The sequence below is a fragment of the Vulgatibacter sp. genome, assembly GCF_041687135.1.
Lineage (GTDB): Bacteria > Myxococcota > Myxococcia > Myxococcales > Vulgatibacteraceae > JAWLCN01.
The window spans coordinates 96,329-113,401 of sequence record NZ_JAWLCN010000004.1 but is presented as its reverse complement, the minus strand read 5'-3'; the positions used below and the strand labels follow the sequence as shown (position 1 = coordinate 113,401).

At 71.2% G+C, this 17,073-nt stretch carries 18 protein-coding genes; 10 read left to right on the top strand and 8 right to left on the bottom strand.

The window, feature by feature from the left end; genetic code table 11:
- Nucleotides 1–33 precede the first annotated feature (33 nt).
- The gene (locus tag ACESMR_RS11610) at nt 34–1,152 is read left to right on the top strand and encodes an alkene reductase (RefSeq protein ID WP_373047242.1); all 1,119 of its coding nucleotides are present in this window, start codon (nt 34–36) and stop codon (nt 1,150–1,152) included.
- Nucleotides 1,153–1,174: 22 nt separating this feature from the next.
- Here the strand turns inward: ACESMR_RS11610 and ACESMR_RS11605 are convergent, their stop codons facing one another.
- Entirely contained in the window at nt 1,175–2,044 is an 870-nt protein-coding gene (locus ACESMR_RS11605; protein ID WP_373047241.1) for a zinc-dependent peptidase, read from the bottom strand.
- 58 nt (nt 2,045–2,102) lie between these two features.
- Here ACESMR_RS11605 and mutM point away from each other — a divergent pair, with 58 nt between their 5' ends.
- From mutM to ACESMR_RS11585, 4 genes are all read left to right on the top strand, one after another.
- Nucleotides 2,103–2,921, top strand: coding sequence for a bifunctional DNA-formamidopyrimidine glycosylase/DNA-(apurinic or apyrimidinic site) lyase (gene mutM, locus ACESMR_RS11600; protein ID WP_373047240.1), 819 nt, complete (start codon nt 2,103–2,105; stop codon nt 2,919–2,921).
- Nucleotides 2,922–3,163: 242 nt separating this feature from the next.
- Entirely contained in the window at nt 3,164–3,658 is a 495-nt protein-coding gene (locus ACESMR_RS11595; RefSeq protein ID WP_373047239.1) for a hypothetical protein, read from the top strand.
- A 12-nt stretch (nt 3,659–3,670) separates the two neighbouring features.
- The gene (locus ACESMR_RS11590) at nt 3,671–4,546 is read left to right on the top strand and encodes a phage holin family protein (RefSeq protein WP_373047238.1); all 876 of its coding nucleotides are present in this window, start codon (nt 3,671–3,673) and stop codon (nt 4,544–4,546) included.
- The gene (locus ACESMR_RS11585) at nt 4,543–5,673 is read left to right on the top strand and encodes a hypothetical protein (RefSeq protein WP_373047237.1); all 1,131 of its coding nucleotides are present in this window, start codon (nt 4,543–4,545) and stop codon (nt 5,671–5,673) included. The genes ACESMR_RS11590 and ACESMR_RS11585 overlap by 4 nt, the downstream gene beginning before the upstream one ends.
- A gap of 95 nt (nt 5,674–5,768) precedes the next feature.
- On the opposite strand, the gene ACESMR_RS11580 is transcribed toward ACESMR_RS11585, so the two are convergent.
- Genes ACESMR_RS11580 through ACESMR_RS11560 form a run of 5 tightly spaced genes read right to left on the bottom strand, consistent with a single transcriptional unit; the run spans nt 5,769 to nt 10,643 of the window.
- The gene (locus ACESMR_RS11580; protein ID WP_373047236.1) at nt 5,769–6,569 is read right to left on the bottom strand and encodes an inositol monophosphatase family protein; all 801 of its coding nucleotides are present in this window, start codon (nt 6,567–6,569) and stop codon (nt 5,769–5,771) included.
- A complete protein-coding gene (locus ACESMR_RS11575) occupies nt 6,566–7,123 on the bottom strand; it encodes a TlpA family protein disulfide reductase (protein ID WP_373047235.1) in 558 nt (185 codons plus the stop codon). Before ACESMR_RS11575 ends, ACESMR_RS11580 begins: the two co-directional genes overlap by 4 nt.
- Nucleotides 7,120–8,568 (bottom strand): UDP-N-acetylmuramate--L-alanine ligase, encoded by a 1,449-nt coding sequence (locus tag ACESMR_RS11570; protein WP_373047234.1) that lies wholly within the window; start codon nt 8,566–8,568, stop codon nt 7,120–7,122. Before ACESMR_RS11570 ends, ACESMR_RS11575 begins: the two co-directional genes overlap by 4 nt.
- Before the next feature lie 18 nt (nt 8,569–8,586).
- Entirely contained in the window at nt 8,587–9,798 is a 1,212-nt protein-coding gene (locus tag ACESMR_RS11565; protein WP_373047233.1) for a serine hydrolase domain-containing protein, read from the bottom strand.
- Complete coding sequence (locus ACESMR_RS11560; RefSeq protein WP_373047232.1) at nt 9,795–10,643, bottom strand: LD-carboxypeptidase; 849 nt, start codon at nt 10,641–10,643, stop codon at nt 9,795–9,797. Before ACESMR_RS11560 ends, ACESMR_RS11565 begins: the two co-directional genes overlap by 4 nt.
- A gap of 196 nt (nt 10,644–10,839) precedes the next feature.
- On the opposite strand from ACESMR_RS11560, the gene ACESMR_RS11555 reads away from it, so the two are divergent.
- Complete coding sequence (locus tag ACESMR_RS11555; protein WP_373047231.1) at nt 10,840–11,340, top strand: cupin domain-containing protein; 501 nt, start codon at nt 10,840–10,842, stop codon at nt 11,338–11,340.
- On the opposite strand, the gene ACESMR_RS11550 is transcribed toward ACESMR_RS11555, so the two are convergent.
- Together ACESMR_RS11550 and ACESMR_RS11545 are read right to left on the bottom strand one after the other, a co-directional pair.
- The gene (locus tag ACESMR_RS11550; protein ID WP_373047230.1) at nt 11,337–11,798 is read right to left on the bottom strand and encodes a hypothetical protein; all 462 of its coding nucleotides are present in this window, start codon (nt 11,796–11,798) and stop codon (nt 11,337–11,339) included. The genes ACESMR_RS11555 and ACESMR_RS11550 overlap by 4 nt on opposite strands.
- A 163-nt stretch (nt 11,799–11,961) precedes the next feature.
- Nucleotides 11,962–13,761, bottom strand: a complete 1,800-nt coding sequence (locus ACESMR_RS11545; protein WP_373047229.1) for a phosphoenolpyruvate carboxykinase (GTP) — start codon at nt 13,759–13,761, stop codon at nt 11,962–11,964.
- A gap of 253 nt (nt 13,762–14,014) precedes the next feature.
- Here ACESMR_RS11545 and ACESMR_RS11540 point away from each other — a divergent pair, with 253 nt between their 5' ends.
- From ACESMR_RS11540 to ACESMR_RS11525, 4 genes are all read left to right on the top strand, one after another.
- Nucleotides 14,015–14,512, top strand: a complete 498-nt coding sequence (locus ACESMR_RS11540) for a DUF4920 domain-containing protein (RefSeq protein ID WP_373047228.1) — start codon at nt 14,015–14,017, stop codon at nt 14,510–14,512.
- Nucleotides 14,493–15,017 (top strand): GNAT family N-acetyltransferase, encoded by a 525-nt coding sequence (locus tag ACESMR_RS11535; protein WP_373047227.1) that lies wholly within the window; start codon nt 14,493–14,495, stop codon nt 15,015–15,017. The genes ACESMR_RS11540 and ACESMR_RS11535 overlap by 20 nt, the downstream gene beginning before the upstream one ends.
- Before the next feature lie 42 nt (nt 15,018–15,059).
- Entirely contained in the window at nt 15,060–16,226 is a 1,167-nt protein-coding gene (locus ACESMR_RS11530; RefSeq protein ID WP_373047226.1) for a small ribosomal subunit Rsm22 family protein, read from the top strand.
- Nucleotides 16,227–16,328: 102 nt separating this feature from the next.
- Nucleotides 16,329–17,057: a dienelactone hydrolase family protein gene (locus ACESMR_RS11525; RefSeq protein WP_373047225.1), complete on the top strand. Its 729-nt coding sequence runs from the start codon at nt 16,329–16,331 to the stop codon at nt 17,055–17,057.
- The last annotated feature ends 16 nt before the right edge of the window (nt 17,058–17,073 follow it).

The window sequence follows — 17,073 nt, the reverse complement described above, 5'->3', positions numbered from 1 at the left end:
GTGCGTCCATAGCCGCGGCCCTAGCTACTGGCCATGCGAAATCATTCGAATTTGCTCTCCCGCTTTGGCCTCCCCCCTCTCGAACTCAAGAACCGCATGGTGATGGCGCCCATGACACGCAGCAGGGCGCTGCTCGACGGCAACGTGCCGAACCCCCTGGCGGCGCTCTATTACGCGCAGCGTGCCTCCGCAGGGCTCATCATCACCGAGGCCACCCAGGTCAGCCCCCAGGGCGTCGGGTACATCCGCACGCCTGGCATGCACTCGCCCGCGCAGGTGGCGGGCTGGAGAAAGGTGACGGAGGCCGTCCACGCTGGGGGCGGCGTCATCTTCGCGCAGCTGTGGCACGTCGGGCGTGTCTCGCATCCGGATTTCCACGGCGGCTCCTTGCCCGTCGCGCCCTCGGCGATCGGATACGAAGGGGAGGTCTTCACGTTCGAGGGGAAGAAGCGCGTCGTGACGCCGCGGGCACTCGAGACGGAGGAGATACCCGGCATCGTGGAGCAGTTCCGGCACGCTGCCGAAAACGCCCGCGAGGCGGGCTTCGACGGCGTCGAGCTGCACGGCAGCAACGGCTATCTCCTCGATCAGTTCCTGCGGGACGGCGCCAACCAGCGCGCGGATCGGTACGGGGGCAGCATCGAAAACCGGGCTCGCTTCCCGCTGGAGGTGGCGCGGGCGGTGGCGGGCGTCTGGGGCGCGGAGCGGGTGGGGTACCGGCTCTCGCCGCAATCCTTTCCCTACGCGGGTCTGACGGATTCGACGCCTTCCGAGACGTTCACGCATCTGGCGCGCGAGCTGGGCCGATTGGGCCTCGGCTACCTGCACGTCACCGAGGCGGTGTCGGGCCAGGACGTGCCGAGCCCGGAGCAGCGCATCTCCCCGCTGTTGAGGAAGGCGTTCCAGGGAGCGTTCATCGTCAATGGTGGCTACGACGCGCCAACGGGCGAGGCGGCGCTTGCGATGGGCGACGCCGATCTCGTGGCCTACGGCGTGCCGTTCCTCGCGAACCCGGACCTGCCGGAGCGCTTCCGGCACGGGGCTCCCTCGAACCCGGTCGACGCCTCCACGTTCTTCACCGGCGAAGAGAAGGGCTACACGGACTACCCGACGCTCTCCGACGTCTCGACGCGCGCGAGGACGGCGTCGTAGGTCCCGGCATCCGAATTTGCGGTCAGACCGACGCGGGATCCTGCGCGAAGAATTGCGCGAGCGCCTCGTAGAGCTGCGGGCTCTTCTCCCGCAGCTCCCGCGGCGCCTCGAAGAATTGCTCCACCGCCACCGCGAAGAGCTCGGCCTCGCTCGAGGCGGCGTAGTCCCGCAGCGCCGACTCGCCGGTGAAGATCCGATCCCGCTCCCGGTGGAGGAGGCGAAGCCACGGACCTACCGCCCGCGGGGCGAGCTGCGCCGGCACGCCGTCGGCGCGGGCCTGCTCGAAGTCGAGGGCGTGGGCGAGCTCGTGGAGCGCCACGTTCTCCCCGTCGCCTGGATCGGCGAAGCCGTGGCGCAGCGAGGGCACGGAGAAGATGAGCGGCCCCTGCCCGTGGGCCTGCCCGAGGATCGGGCCGCCCGTCGCCACGTAGCGCTCGTCGAAGGAGCCCGGGTAGAGGAGGATGCTCCTGCCGGCAGGCAGCTCCCACCCCGGCCTGCCGTGGAGCAGCATCGCCGCTGCAGCCGCGACGAGGAGGCGGAGCTCGTCGGTAGCCACCACGCCGTCCACCCCCTCGAATCGGTGCTCGGCGAGGACGAAGCGCACGTCGTCCTCGAAGCGGCGCCGGCCCGCCCCGTCGAGCCGCTGGTAGAAGGGCACCTGGGCCTCGAGGACCTCCCGCCATCGCGCGGGAAAGGGGGCGCGCACGAGGCGGGCGCGGCGCAGCGGCCGGCGCAGGGCGAAGAAGGCGAAGACGATCGCGGCGCCGCCGCCCACCGCCCAGACCAGCGGATCGCCGCTCTCGACGAAGACCCAGCCGGTGAACAGGATCCACGTTGCGAGGAGGCCGAGCTTCCAGCGGAGCTCGAAGGGACCGTAGGCACGCATCACCATGGAGCCTGCGCATCCCGGCGCTTGCGTGCGTCTCCCGGCACAGTTAGGGATCGCCGCCATGCCCGAGCTGCCGGAAGTCGAGTTCGCCGCCCGCACCCTGCGCCGCTGGCTGGAGGGAAAGCGCATCGAGGCCGCCGAGGCCTCGCTCACCCGGATCTTCCGGGGCAGCGACGCCAACGCCTTCGCCAGCGAGCTCCCGGGCAAGAAGCTCGAGTGGATCGAGCGCCGGGGCAAATACCTGCTCCTCGCCTTCACGAAGAACGTGGGCCTCCTCGCCCACCTGGGGATGACGGGGAAGTGGATGCGGATCGGGCGCACGGACGAACGCCCCTCCCACGTGCGGGCGAGCCTCACCCTGGAGAAGGACGGCGTGGTGCTCTACCGCGATCCCCGGCTCTTCGGGCGCATCGCCGTCCACCCGGCGGATCGCCTCTTCGAGCTGAAGGAGATCCGCGCCCTCGGCCCCGATCCGCTCGTCGACGGCATCGACGAGAAGCGGCTCCACGAGCGGCTCCACCGCACCGGGCGGGCGGTGAAGGTGGCGATCATGGACCAGGCGGTGATCGCCGGGGTGGGAAACATCCAGGCCACCGACGCGCTCTTCCACGCGCGGATCCACCCGGCCCGCGCCGCCTCGAGCCTGGGCCCGAAGGAAGTGCGCGCCCTCGCAGCGGGGATCCGCAAGTCGATCGACTACACCCTCGGCCTGCAGGGCGAGGGCGACGCGATCGAATACGTCGAGGATCCCGGCGCCGAGAATCCCTTCGTGATCTACGGCAGGGCGGGGCACACCTGCCCGCGCTGCACCGGCACCCTCGAGAAGCTGGATCTCGGCGGCCGCACCAGCGCCTTCTGCCCCCACTGCCAGCCGGCCTGACCCTTCGTCCGACGGGCTCGCCGGACCGCGAGCAAAATCGCGCTCTCGCGCCGTTCACGCCGGCCCGGCCATGCACCGAGGCCTCGTGGCTCGAGGGCAGCGCTCCCCGTGCGCGCTCCGTGCGCCGCGCCGGCCGTGCATTCCGACTGCACATGCCGCGTACCTAGCTTCGATCCAGCAACGCAATTCCCGAAGCAGGGATGCAGCGGCCGTGCAGCTTTCGGCGGCCTGGGAGGTAGCGCATGGAGGAGAGGACGAGCACCGACTTCCCGACCGTGGGTTCGCAGCCGAGCGGTCTCTCGCAGCTCGAGGCGACCGATCGCGGCGACACCCTGGGCACCGGCGAGGAGGGCGGCGTGAAGGAGAAGGTCAGCGGCAAGGCCCACGACTACGCGGCGCAGGGCAAGGAGCAGGCCCGCAAGCTCGGCGGCGTCGCCAGGGAGCGCGCGATCAAGAGCGCCGACAGCCGCAAGAGCCTGGTCGCCTCCGAGCTCGACAACTTCGCGGGCACCCTCGAGGAGGTCTCGCGGACGCTGGAGAGCCGGGGCAACGAATCGCAGCGCAAGCTCGTCGACCGCGGCGCGAAGCTCGTGCGGCAGGCGTCGCACCAGCTCCGCGACAGGCCCACCGAGGATCTGCTCGACATGGCGCAGGAGCAGCTCCGGGCACGTCCGGGCGCTGCGATCGCGGGCGCCTTCGCCCTCGGGTTCCTCGGCATGCGGCTGCTGCGAAGCTAAGGAGGATGGAGCATGGCGAACGAGACCTGGAACGAGCGGGGCCGCGGCAACGGCCCTGCCGACACGGGCTGGAGGCCGGTGATCGAGACGGATCGGGAGGGCTTTCCCGTCCGCTACGACCAGTTCCGCGAGGAGGGCACGCGCAGGACGCGCGGCTACGGCGCGGACGTCGGCGCCGGCATCGACACCCGTCGGCGGCGGGCCTTCGTGGAGACCGGCGAACGCCGGCTGGACACGGGGCGCGAGGCGCGGATCGACTACCCCGACTCCGAGCTCCGCGAGGCGGAGTGGAACGACCGCCGCGAGGCTTACGGACGGGAGGCGGAGCGGCGCCAGCTGGTCGAGCGGGAGCACGATCGGGAGATCCACGAGACCCGCGAGGATCGGCAGGCCCGCAGGGAGCGGGAGGAGCGGGAGCATCGCGAGACGCTGCAGCGCAGGCGCCGCGACATCGAGCACTCGGTCCGCAGGGAGAGCACGGCGACGCTGGTGCGTGACCTGCTGGGCGAGGCGCAGTTCCTCGCTCGAGAGGAGCTCCGCCTGGCCAAGGCCGAGTTGCGCGACGAGGCGAAGAAGACGGGCAAGATCGCAGGAGAAGCGGCGGGCGGCGTCGGCGTCGGTGGCCTCCTCGCTTTCGTGGGCGTGCTGGCGCTGACCTGCGCGGCGATCGTCGGCCTCGCCTTCCTCATGCCGCTGTGGCTGTCGGCGCTGCTGATCGGCGCCGTGATGCTCCTGGTGGGCGGCATCCTGGCGATGGGCGGCCTGGCCAAGCTCAAGCAGCTCAGCGCACCGACGGTGGACGAGACAACCGAGACGCTCAAGGAGGATCGCGAATGGGCGAGCGAAACGATGCGCGGCGTTCGATCGAGGCGTCGCGGGCACGCATGAGTGTGATTGCAGACGAGTTGGCCAGGCGCAGCTCCCCGGACTACGTCCGCGAGCGCGCCAGGGAGGCAGCGATGGCGAAGGCAGGACAGGTGCGTGACCGCGCCAGCGAGGTGGGCCACCGGGCCTCCGAGAGCAGGCGCACGCTGGGGACGCTCGGGGCGATCCTCGGTGGTCTGGGCGGTGTGGTTCTCGCGAAGCAGATGCGCGAGCGGCACGAGCACGAGACGGAAGGGTACTACCGGGGCGGCGGCTTCCGCACCGGCGGCGCATGGGTCTCGCGCGAGTACGTGGCGCAGCCCGCCTACGTGCCGCGCTACGGCGCACCCGATTACACGACCTCGCCCGAGGTGAGCGCCTACGGTGCCGAGAGCTGGTCGGAGCCCTACCGCACCGAGCCGCCCTACTACCGCTCCGGCACGGCGGCGGAGTCCTGGGAGAGCGCGGAGCCCTCGCGCGGCGAGCGCCTCAAGGGCAAGGCCTCGGACATCAAGGAGCGCGCGAGCCACAAGGCCTCGGAGTTCAAGGAGCGCGCCAGCCACAAGGCCTCGGATTTCCGCGAGCGCGTCTCCGAGCAGCGGGAGCACGGTTCCGAGCGCGCGAGCCGGCTGCGCTCGCAGGCCTCGCACCTGCGCGAGCGGGTGCCCTCCGGCTCCGAGATGCGGCAGAGCGCCCGGGAGCGTCCGATCGGCGTGATCCTCGGCGGTATCGCCCTCGGCGCCATCGCCGCCTCGCTCCTGCCGCTGAGCGGCCGCGAGCAGCGGGTGATGCACCCGGCCAAGGAGCGTGCCCGCAGCCAGCTCGACGAGCAGATGAGCAACCTCAAGCACAAGGCCGAGGAGCGCTTCCACCTCGGCGGCAACGGCAGCGACACCAGCGAGGAGAGCTTCTCCTCCACCTCGGAGGGCGGGGGCTTCTCCGGCAGCAGCCGCTTCGAGGGCGGCACCTTCACCTCGACCACGTCGTCGAGCGGTCCGACCTTCACCTCGACCGCCGGCTCCCCGAGCGGCGATACGGGGCTCGGCTCCAGCGAGGATCTCGGCCTGCGCTCCGAGGGCGACCAGCCCTACCGCCAGCCGAGCTTCGAGGAGCAGCTCGAGGGCGGCCCGGATTCGAACAAGCTGCACTGACGGCTCGGTTGTTACCGGTGGGCAAGCGCGCCCACCGGGCCGGACGGCGGACGTCCCCATTGGGTGAGGGCGTCCGCCGCGTCGTTCCTGCGCAGCTACCAGCCGCTGCGCGCGGCGTCCGCCACGGGCACGAGGAGCGGGTGGAGCGCGGGCCCGGCGGCGAGGGTGTCGCCCCCCTTCATGTCGAAGGGGCCGCCGTCGAAGGCGCTCACCACGCCCCCTGCCTCACGCACCAGCACCACGCCGGCGGCGACGTCCCAGGGCTTGAGCTTCAGCTCGAAGAAGCCGTCGTAGCGGCCCGCGGCGAGCCACGCGAGATCGAGCGCCGCGGCGCCGAAACGGCGCACGCCCTGCGCCCGCCGGAGGAACGCGCCGAAGAGGGCGAGGACCTCCTCGGGCCGCTCCTGCACCCAATAGGGAAAACCGGTGGCGAGCACCGCGCGATCGAGCCGGTCCACGTCGGTGACCTGCAGCCGCTTGCCGTTGCAGAAGGCGCCGAGCCCGGTGGCGGCGGTGAAGCGCTCGTCCCGCATCGGATCGACGATGGCGCCGACGGCGAGCGCGCCGTCCACCTCGCACGCCACCGACGTGCAGAAGTGGGGGATGCCGTGGGCGTAGTTGGTGGTGCCGTCGAGGGGATCGACGATCCAGCGGAAGCGGGAGGCGCCGCTCGCGCCCTCCTCCTCGGCGAGGATCGCGTGGTCGGGGAAGCGCTCGCGGATCACCGCGAGCACCGCCTCCTCCGCAGCCTGGTCGGCGTCGGTGACCAGATCGATGTGGCCCTTGTGCTCGATCCGCCGCTCGCCGCCGAAGCGCTCTGCGAGGACCGCGCCGCCTGCCTCCGCCGCCGCCAGCGCCGCTGCGAGGAGCTCTTCGTTCGATGGGGTCTGGATCATGGCGCGCACCTTGCCAACGGCGCCTCGGCCTTGCACGACGATTCGCCGCGCAGCTTCTCGACCTCCGCTGCGACCTCGTCGATCACCTGCGGCCCGGCGAAGCCCTCGTGCACGTGGCGCACCAGGCCCTCGCAGTCCACCACCAGCGTCGCCGGCACCACGCCGGAGAGCGGCACCGCCGTGGAGATCTGCTGGGCGAAGGGATCCCAGAGCACCGGCAGGGAGATGCCGTGCTTCTGCGCGAAGTCGATCGGCGCCTGCCGCTCGTCGTCGATGGAGACTGCGAGGATCTCGATCCCCTTCTCGTCGGCGAGGCGGCTCCAGAGCGGCAGCGCCCGAACGCAGGGCGCGCACCAGGTGGCCCAGAGCTCCACCACCTGCACCGAGCCTGCGGTGCCGAGCGCGGTGCGATCGCCGGTGGAGGCGCAGCGCACCTCGGTGCCGGCGAGGCTCGGCCCTGCTGATTCGATCGCCGCAGCGGCGGTCGCCGGCTGCGTCGAGGCACAGCCGCTCCCGGCCACGAGCACGGACGCCGCGAGGAGGAGGCGAATCACCGCTGCTCCAACGCAGCCAGCACCTTGCCGACGAAGCCGCCGAAGGCGCCGTTCGACATCGAGAGCACCACGTCGCCGGGCCGCGCGATCGCCCTCACCCGCTCCACGATCTCGTCGGGGCCGGGAAAGGCCTCTGCAGGAACGCCGTTCGCGGCGATCGCCTCGGCGAGCCTGCCCACGTCGAGGCGCTCGTGCTCCGGCACCATGTCGCTCTTCACCGGCGTGGAGAGCAGCGCCAGCGCCGCGCCGCCGAAGGAGCGGGCGTATTCGGCCTGGTGGAGCGAGCGGCGGCTGGTGTTGGAGCGCGGCTCGAAGACCGCGATCAGCCGCCGGCCCGGGTTGCGTGCGGCCACGGCTGCGATCGTCTCCCGCACCGCGGTGGGGTGGTGGGCGAAGTCGTCGATCACCTTGATGCCGTTCGGCTCGCCGCGGAGCTCCTGCCTGCGGCGCACGCCGCGGAAGGCCTCGAGCCCCTGCGCGATCGCCGCCGGCGCGAGGCCGCGGTTCACCGCAGCGGCGATGCAGCCCAGCGCGTTCTCGACGTTGTGCCTGCCGCCGAGCGGCAGCGTCGTCTCCAGCACCGGCGCGCCGTGGTGGAGGGCGGTGAAGCGGGTGCCGCTCTCGTCGGTGGCGTGGATCCGCGCGGTCCAATCCGCCGCCACGCCCTCCATCGCGCTGTAGGTCTCGACCCTGCAGCGGGCGTGCGCCTTCGCGATCCGCGGCGGCGCCTCGGTGCTGGCGCAGGCGGCGACGTAGCCGTCCTCCGGCACCAGCGCCATCAGCTTCTCGAAGGAGGACTCGTAGTGGGCGAGGTCGCGGTAGATGTCCGCGTGGTCCATCTCACACGAGGTGAAGATCACCGTGCGCGGCCGGTAGTGCCAGAACTTCGGCCCCTTGTCGAAATAGGCCGTGTCGTATTCGTCGCCCTCGACCACGAACTCGGGGCCCTGCCCGAGGCGGAAGTTGCCGCCGAAATTGCCGGCGACGCCGCCCACCAGCAGCGAGGGGGCGCGTCCCGCCGCCGCGAAGATCTGCGCGGCGATCGAGGTGGTGGTGGTCTTGCCGTGGGTGCCGGCGACCACCACCGCGTGGCGCTCCTCGAGGAAGAGCTGCCCGAGTGCCTGCGGGAAGGAGACGTGCGGGATCCCGCGCTCCCGCATGGCGGTGGCCTCGGGGTTCACCCGGCGGATCACGTTGCCCACCACCACGAGATCGGGGCGCGCCTCGTCGAGGTTCTCCGGCCGGTAGGGCGTGAGCGCGGGGATCTGCCAGTGGGCGAGCATGTCGCTCATCGGCGGGTAGACGTTCTCGTCGGAGCCGGTCACCTCGTAGCCCGCCGCCTTGAGCAGCGCGGCGAAGGCGCCCATGCCGGTGCCGGCAACGCCGAGGAGGTGGATGCGGCGAACGCCTGCGGGGATGCGGTCGAGAGGCTGTGCCTCGGACATGACGAACTGACTCCTGCTTCAGGCCCCCTCGAGGGCCTCGATCACGGCGTCGTGGAACGCCGGACGGAAGAGGCGGATGCCCGCCTCGTTGCTGCGCGTGGGATGGACGCGGTTGGTGAGCAGCGCCACCGTGAGGCCGCGCTCGAAGTCGATCCACACCGAGCAGCCGGTGAAGGCAAGGTGGCCACGGGTGGCCGCTTCGCCCATCCGCGTTCCCGCGCTGGAGCGCGGGCCGCTCGGCATGTCGAAGCCCAGCGCCCGCGGCGGTCCCTCCGGATGTGGATCGGGCGCGAGCAGCGTCCCGAGCACCGCCGGATCGCCGAGGCGCCTGGCGCCGGCGCGGTCGGCGCGGATCGCGTCGCCCCACCGGGCCACGTCCACCGCGGTGGAGAAGAGGCCGGCGTTGCCGGAGATGCCGCCCATCGCCCAGCAATTGTCGTCGTCGACCTCGCCGGCGTCGTCGCGCTCGCGCTGCGGCGGGATCTCGAAGAGACCTTCCTGGCCCCGGGCTGGTTCTCGTGGCCTGGTGCGGCCGGTGGCGGCGAAGGCGCCGGGCTCGCTCGTCCCCACCGGGCGGTAGCCGGTGGAGGTGAGGCCGAGGGGGTTGAAGATCCACTGGTCGCAGAAGCGATCGAGCCGCATCCCCGCGCGTTCCGCGGCGAGCTCGCCGAGGAGGATGAAGCCGAGATCGCTGTAGACGCAGACGCGGCTAGGCTCGTGCTCGAGCGGCGCCAGGGCCGCCTCCTCGATCACGCTGCGCCGCGCCCTGGCGAAGAGGGCGGTGCGGGATTGGCGCCGCACCTCCGCCGGCAAGACGGCAGGCTCGGGGCCGCCGGCGTCGGGGTAGATCGCCCGCAGCGCCGGATCGGCGAGGACCTTCGCGAAGAGCGGCCGCCACGCAGGCAGGCCACCGGTGTGGGCGAGGAGATGGCGCACCGTCACCGCCCGCTTCTCGCCCTGGGCGAAGGGCTCGAAGAAGGTGCCCGCCGGCTCGTCGAGATCGAGGGCGCCGCCGGAGGCGAGGATCCAGACGGCGGTGGTGGTGGCCATCACCTTGGTGAGGCTTGCCACGTCGAAGCGGGTGGCCTCGTCCACCGGCGGGCCGGTGAGGCTGCGCCGCCCGGCGCTGCCGGAGAAGAGCAGGGCGCCGTCGCGGATCACGCAGGCCTGCGCGCCGGGGAAGGCGCCGTCCGCGACGCCGCGCTCGAGCAGCGCCTGCAGCTCCTTCACGAGCGCCCCTCGTCCTGCAGGCCTTCGTCGAAGTGCAGCGTCCCATTCTCGATCCGCGCAGCTGTCCCCAGCGGCACGGCGAGGTGCACGTCGCCGTGGCCGATCGGAAAACCGGCGAGGGTGGGCTTTCCCGCCGCAGCCACCAGCTCGGCCATCAGGGTCTGGGCATCGACGCTGGCGTCGTCGCAACCGGTGAAGTCGCCGAGGACGAAGCCGGCCACGCCGTCGAGCAGGCCGGTGAGCTCGAGGTGGGACCAGATCCGATCGAGGCGGTAGGGCCGCTCGCCCACGTCCTCCACGAGGAGGAGGCAGCCCGCGAGCGACGGCATCCACCGGGTGCCGATGAGCCGGGTGAGCACCGAGAGGTTGCCGCCGAGGAGGCGGCCCCGGGCGCTGCCCGGCACCAGGGTGCGGCCCTGCAGCGGCGCGGGTGCTTCGCCCGCCAGCAGCGCGAAGAGGCGATCGAGCGCTTCCGGCGGCTCCTCGCCGAGGCGGGTCACCACCGGCCCGTGCACGCTCCGCGCCCCGGCTTGCTGCAGCGCGAGGTGGAGGGCGGTGACGTCGGAGAAGCCCACGAGCGCTTTGCGGCTCGCGGCGATCGCGGCGACGTCGAGGCCGGGGAGCAGGCGCATCGCCCCGTAGCCGCCGCGGGCAGCGAAGACCGCCCGGACTTCGGGATCGGCGAAGGCGGCGTGCAGGCCGGCGAGGCGCTCCTCGTCCGTGCCGGCGAGGTAGCGGTGCGGGGCGGAGGGGAGGAACTCCTTCACCCGGAAGCCGCGGGCCTCGAGGACCGCGCGGCCGCGTTCGTAGCGGTCGGCGGGAAAGGGCCCGGAGGGCGCGACCACCGCGACCGCATCGCCGGGCCGAAGCTGGAGCAGAGGAGAAGACACGTTGGGGGCGTAGCGTACCGAGCCCCACGGCACCGGGGCAACAAGCGAGGCGGCGGGATGCGGCCTTTGTCGCGGGCGCGTCGCCGCCGGCAAAAGGTGCGGTGCGGTCTCACCCGCGCCGGATTAGCCTCGGGACACGAGGAGGCGAGAGATGGCCGATCGTCCGCATGGCGTGGTGAACGAGCGCGAGATCCCCTGGGCCGAGCAGCAGCACGGCGAGCGCTTCGAGGTGCGCCGCAAGCAGCTCGGCGCTGCAGCCGGCGGCGAGAAGCTCGGCTGCAGCCTCTTCGAGATGCCCCCGGGCAAGAAGGGCTGGCCCTTCCACTACCACCTGGCCAACGAGGAGGCGCTCTACGTCCTCGCCGGCAGCGGGACCTTACGCCTCGGCGAGCGCGAGGTGCCGGTCGGCGCCGGCGACTACGTGGCGCTGCCGGTGGGCGCGGGCCATGCCCACCAGCTGATCAACACCGGGGCGGAGACGCTGCGCTACCTCGCCTTCTCGACGATGATCCAGCCCGACGTGATGGTCTATCCCGACTCCGACAAGATCGGCGTCTTCGCCGGCGCCGCGCCGGGCGGGCCGAAGGAGGCGCGGACCTTCGGCGCCTTCCTTCGCAACGAGCCCGTCGATTATTGGGACGACGAGGTTTAAGCCGGCCCCACGTCGTCGGGCCAGCAGATCACCTCGTCCTCCTCGCTGCAGGCACAGATGCAAAACCCGTCGGAGAGGGTGCCGTCGAAGCCGGTGCAGCTCGAGCAGAGCCGCGCCGGGCAGCCGGCGAGATCCGATTCGTCCGCCTCGCAGACCCAGCCCTCGTCGCCGCAGCGATCCCCCGGGGCGGCGACGCCAGGGCAGCGCGCGCTGCAGACGCTCGTCGCCGTCAACGGCACCGGGCAGCCCCATTTGCCGAGGGCGCAGACCGGATCGCTCAGCGTGCCGCCGTCGCAGCTGGTGGTGCAGCGGAAGGTCTGCGGATCGTCGCAGGTGGCGATGCCGCCGCCGCCACCGCTTCCGCCGAGCCCCTTCCCATCGGATCCGGTGTCGTCGCTGCCGCCGCAGGCGACGAGCAGCGCAAGGCCCAGGGCACAGGCGAGGGGAAGGAGCCGCATCGGAGCACCTCGAAATTGCTGTGGGTGAGCCCCGGATCGTCGCCCAGCCACCAGCCGCGGGCAAGCTGCGACCGGAAAGCCAGCGTCGGATAACGCGCAGGAACGAGAGCGGCCCGCCACCTCGGGGAGGTGGGCGGGCCGTTCGTCGATCACCTTGCGCCGATTACTTCGCGAGGTTCTCGAGGCGATCCATCAGCATCTCGCGCTGGAGCTTGAGCTGCTTCGGCATCGTGGCCTCGAGCTTGTCGAAGAGCTCCTGCTGGAGCTGGAACTCCTCGCGCCACTCCTCGGGCTTGATCGCGGTGGCCTTGTCGAACTCCTCGGCGGTGATGTCGAGCTCGGAGAGGTCGATGTGACCCTCGCGCGGCACCCAGCCGAACGGCGTCTCCTGGCCACCGACGCGGCCCTCGGCCCGGTCGAGGATCCACTTGAGGACGCGCATGTTCTCGCCGAAGCCCGGCCAGAGGAACTTGCCGTTCTCGTCCTGGCGGAACCAGTTCACCTGGAAGATCTTGGGCGGGTTGGCGATCTTGCCCTGCATCCGGAGCCAATGGGCGAAGTAGTCACCCATGTTGTAGCCGGCGAAGGGGAGCATGGCCATCGGGTCGCGGCGGACGACGCCGACCTTGCCGGTGGCTGCAGCCGTGGTCTCCGAGCCCATGGTGGCGCCGAGGTAGACGCCGTGGGCCCAGTTGAACGACTGGAGCACGAGCGGAACCGTGGTGCTGCGGCGGCCGCCGAAGATGATCGCCGAGATCGGCACGCCGGCGGGATCGTTCGCCTCGGGGGCGAGCACCGGGTTGTTGGTCATCGGCGAGGTGAAGCGCGCGTTCGGGTGGGCAGCGGGGGTGCCGGACGCAGGGGTCCAGTCGTTGCCCTTCCAGTCGACGAGGTGCGCGGGGGGCTCCTTGCTCATGCCCTCCCACCACACGTCGCCGTCGTCGGTGAGCGCGACGTTGGTGAAGATGGTGTCGCGCTCGGTGCACTTCATCGCGTTCGGGTTCGACTTGGCGTTGGTGCCCGGCGCCACGCCGAAGTAGCCGGCCTCGGGGTTCACCGCCCAGAGGCGCCCGTCCTCACCGACCCGCATCCAGCAGATGTCGTCGCCGATGGTGGTGACCTTCCAGCCCGCGAAGTGCTTGGGCGGGATCATCATCGCGAAGTTGGTCTTGCCGCAGGCCGACGGGAACGCCGCTGCGACGTAGCGCTTCTCGCCCTGGGGGTTCTCCACGCCGAGGATGAGCATGTGCTCGGCGAGCCAGCCCTCCTTCTGGCCGAGGTAGCTGCCGATGCGGAGCGCGAGGCACTTCTTGCCGAGGAGCGCGTTGCCGCCGTAGCCCGAGCCCACCGACCAGATCGTGTTGTCCTGGGGGAAGTGGCAGATGAAGCGCTTCTCGGGATCGAGCTCGTGGGTGCAGTGCAGGCCACGGTTGAAGTCGTTGGAGCCGCCGAGCTGGTCGAGGGCGACCTTACCCATGCGGGCCATGATCCGCATGTTGAGGGCGACGTAGACGCTGTCGGTGATCTCGATGCCGACCTTCGCCATCGGCGAGCCGACCGGGCCCATGATGTAGGGCACCACGTACATGGTGCGGCCCTTCATAGAGCCTTCGAAGAGCTTGCCCAGCTTGGCGTAGGCCTCGTCGGGCGCCATCCAGTTGTTGGTGGGGCCGGCCTCTTCCTTCTTCGGGGTGCAGATGAAGGTGAGGTGCTCGACGCGGGCGACGTCCTGCGGGTTGGACCGGTGGAGGTAGCAGCCGGGCCGCTTCTCCTGGTTCAGGGGGATGAGGATGCCCTGGTCCACGGCGTACTGGGTCAGGCGCTTCTTCTCCTCCTCGGAGCCATCACACCAGACGACCTGATCCGGCGTGGTGAGCCGTGCCATCTCTTCCACCCAGCCGAGCAGGTGCTGGTTCTGGGTGAGGGCGCTTCCGTTGGAAGCGGCTGCTGCCATTGCGCTCATCTCTGGGTCCCTTCGCTGTGATTTCACCCGGTCCATCCGGCGTTGCTCCCCCTGAGAGGCGGGGGAAGCTACCACACGCATCCCGGCTTCCAGCCAGCGACGCATGGTATGCTCGGATTGCGTGTTTTCCCCCGAACACCGACGCTTACATGCCGTCCCAGGGGGCAACGCTGCGCACCGCTCCTCTAGGTCGGCAACGACCTGTGATGCAAGTCCGTCGAGCAATGCTAATGCGCTGGAAAGGTTCTCGCTCATGACGCGCAAGGTCACGTTCCTGCTCACCGCTCTGGCCCTCTCCATTCCCGGCGCTGCCCTCGCCGAGGCCCCCGCCAGGGAGGCGAAGCCTTCGGAATCCGTGAAGAAGGCGGAGACCTTCGGTGCACCGATCACCGCCGGTGAAACGCTCCCGCTGGAAAAGATTCTGGCCAGCCCCGACGCGTTCGCCGGCAAGCAGGTCCGCATCACCGGCCAGGTCCGCAGCGCCTGCACGAAGAAGGGCTGCTGGATGGAGCTCGCCACTCCCGAGGGGCAGGGCCCCGGCTGCCGCGTCACCTTCAAGGACTACGGGTTCTTCGTGCCGAAGGATTCCGCCGGCGCCCAGGCCCGCCTCGAAGGCGTGGTCCAGGTGAAGACCCTGGCCAAGGCCGAGGTGGATCACCTCGAGGCAGAGGGCGGCCGCTTCGCCAAGGCCGCGGACGGCACGGCGAAGGAGATCCGCATCGTGGCGACCGGTGTCGAACTCACCCGCTGAATCGCTGGTCACGAGGCGGCTGCGCCTCGTGCCCTGCGACGCTGCCACCGCCCGCACCGCCATCCAGGATCCCGAGCGGCTCTCCACGCTCCTCGGGCTCCACGTCGATCCCGAGTGGCCCTCCGAGGATCTGCTCGAGGTGCTCCCCGGCTACGCCGACGCCCTCGAGCTCGATCCGGCCCTGCAGCGCTGGGGCTTCTACCTCGTGGTGGAGCGGCGGGGCGGGCGACTCGTCGGCGACGCAGGCTTCAAGGGCCCGCCCGACGAGGAGGGCGCCGTCGAGATCGGCTACGGCATCGTCTCTCCCCGCCGCGGCAGGGGCTTCGCCACCGAGGCGGTTGCGGCCCTGCTCGAGGCGGCGCGCCGGGATCCCTCGGTGCGATCGGTGCGCGCCACCTGCTACGCGAGCAACGGCGCCTCCCGCCGCGTCCTCGAGAAGAGCGGTTTCCGCCTCGTGGGCAAGGAGGGCGGGCTCCTCGACTGGGCGATCGATCTCGACGCGTGATCCGAAGGCCCGCGCGGCGCCGGTTGTTGTAGCTTGGCGCCGATGGATCCGATCGTACGAGAGCTGGAGACGAAGTGGGTTCCCGCGCTGATCGCCGCCTGGCGGAAGGCGCGCAAGACCAAGGGGCCCGAGGACCGCCTGACGCCTGCCGAGGTGAAGGAGGTGGGCGCTGCGGTCAAGCGGCTCTCCCACGGCCTCACCCGCGAGCGCGAGCTCGCCGGCGCGAGCTACATGGACGATCCGCGCCTGCTCGGCGCCTATCTCCTCTTCTATTGGCCGGTCTCCTACGCGCAGGGGCGCCACGCGCTCCGCGAGCTGCCCCGCAAGCCGCGCACCGTGCTCGATCTCGGCGCGGGGCCTGCGCCCCTGGCCCTCGCCGCGGTGGACCACGGCGCCGCCGAGGTCACCGCCGCCGATCGCTCCCAGCCCGCCCTGGAGATGGCCCGCACCATTGCGGGGCAGGGCGGCGAGGGCCTGCGGGTGCGCACCTGGGACGGCCTGCGCGAGGGCGGCGAGCCGCCCGAGGGTGAGTACGATCTCATCTCCCTCGGGCACGTGATCAACGAGCTGTGGAGCGGCGAGCCCGGGGCGGTGATGCGCCGCACCGATCTGCTCGAGCGGCTGCTGCAGCGGGTGAAGCCGAAGGGATCGTTGCTGGTGGTGGAGCCCGCGCTGCGCGAGACCACCCGCGGCCTCCTCCAGGTGCGCGATCTGCTCGTGGCCCGCGGCTACGCGATCCGCGCGCCCTGTCTCTACAAGGGCGCGTGCCCCGCGCTGGAGAAGGAGAGCGACTGGTGCCACGCCGAACGCCCCTGGCAGCCGCCGCGGCTGGTGCAGGAGATCGCCAGGGCTGCGGGGCTGCACAAGGAGGCGCTCAAGATGAGCTACCTGCTGGTGGCGCCGAAGGGCGAGGACTGGCCCGAGGTGCAGCCCGGCAAGCGGCTCTTCCGCATCGTCTCCGAGCCGCTGCAGAGCAAGGGGCGGCTGCGCTACATGGGCTGCGGTCCCGAGGGGCGGGTGGGGCTCGCCCTGCAGGAGAAGCACGTCAACAAGGGCAACAAGCCCTTCGCCTACCTCCACCGCGGCGACGTCATCTCCGTGACCGAGACCGCGGAGAAGGGCGACGGCTTCGCGCTGGGCGAGACGAGCACGGTCGAGGTGGTCGCCGCTGCGGGAAAGCCCCTGCCCGAGCCGTGGGAGTGGAGCTGACGCGCTTGCGTGTCGGGTGCCGCACAGCGCGCCGAGACGCTGGTTGAAAGGCCCATTCGCCCGATCGAACCTCCGGACTTCCTGTTCACAGCGGAGGGTCCGATGGAGATCAGCTTCAAGCGCCCCGATGGCAAGGAAGCGCGCGGGTATCTGGCCATGCCGGAGGACGGCGAGAAGTCGCCGGCGATCGTCCTCATCCACGAGTGGTGGGGCTTGAACGACCAGGTTCGGCACACCGCCGATCGCCTCTCCGAGGAGGGATTCCGCGTCTTCGTGCCGGATCTCTACGGCGGAAAGAACGCGAAGATCGGCGACGTGCAGGGCGCCACCGCCCTGATGCAGCAGCTCGACATGGACGACGCCGTCGCCCAGACCGTGCGCGGCGCGGTGCAGCACTTGAAGCACCGCGGCGGCGAAGGGACCCGCTGCGCCGTGGTCGGTTTCTGCATGGGCGGCGCCGTCGCGATCAAGGCGGCGGTCGAGGTCCGGGAACTCGACGCGGCGGTGAGCTTCTATGCGGTGAAGCCCAACGAGATCGCCGACGTGCGGCAGATCCGCGTGCCCTTCCAGGCCCACGTCTCGCGGGTCGACGAGTTCACGCCGCAGGAGCAGATCGACGCCTTCGAGCGCAACCTGAAATCGGGCGGCGTCAACTTCGAGTTCCACCGCTACGGGGCGCAGCACGCCTTCATGAACGAGCAGCGCCCCGACAAACACGATCCGGTGGCGGCCCGCGCGGCGTGGGACGCGACGCTCCGCTTCCTCGAGTCGACCATCGGCGGCCACGCCGCCACCGGCACCTCGCGCCCGGGCCACGCGCCGATTCCCTGAGGCGCTTTCGCACGCC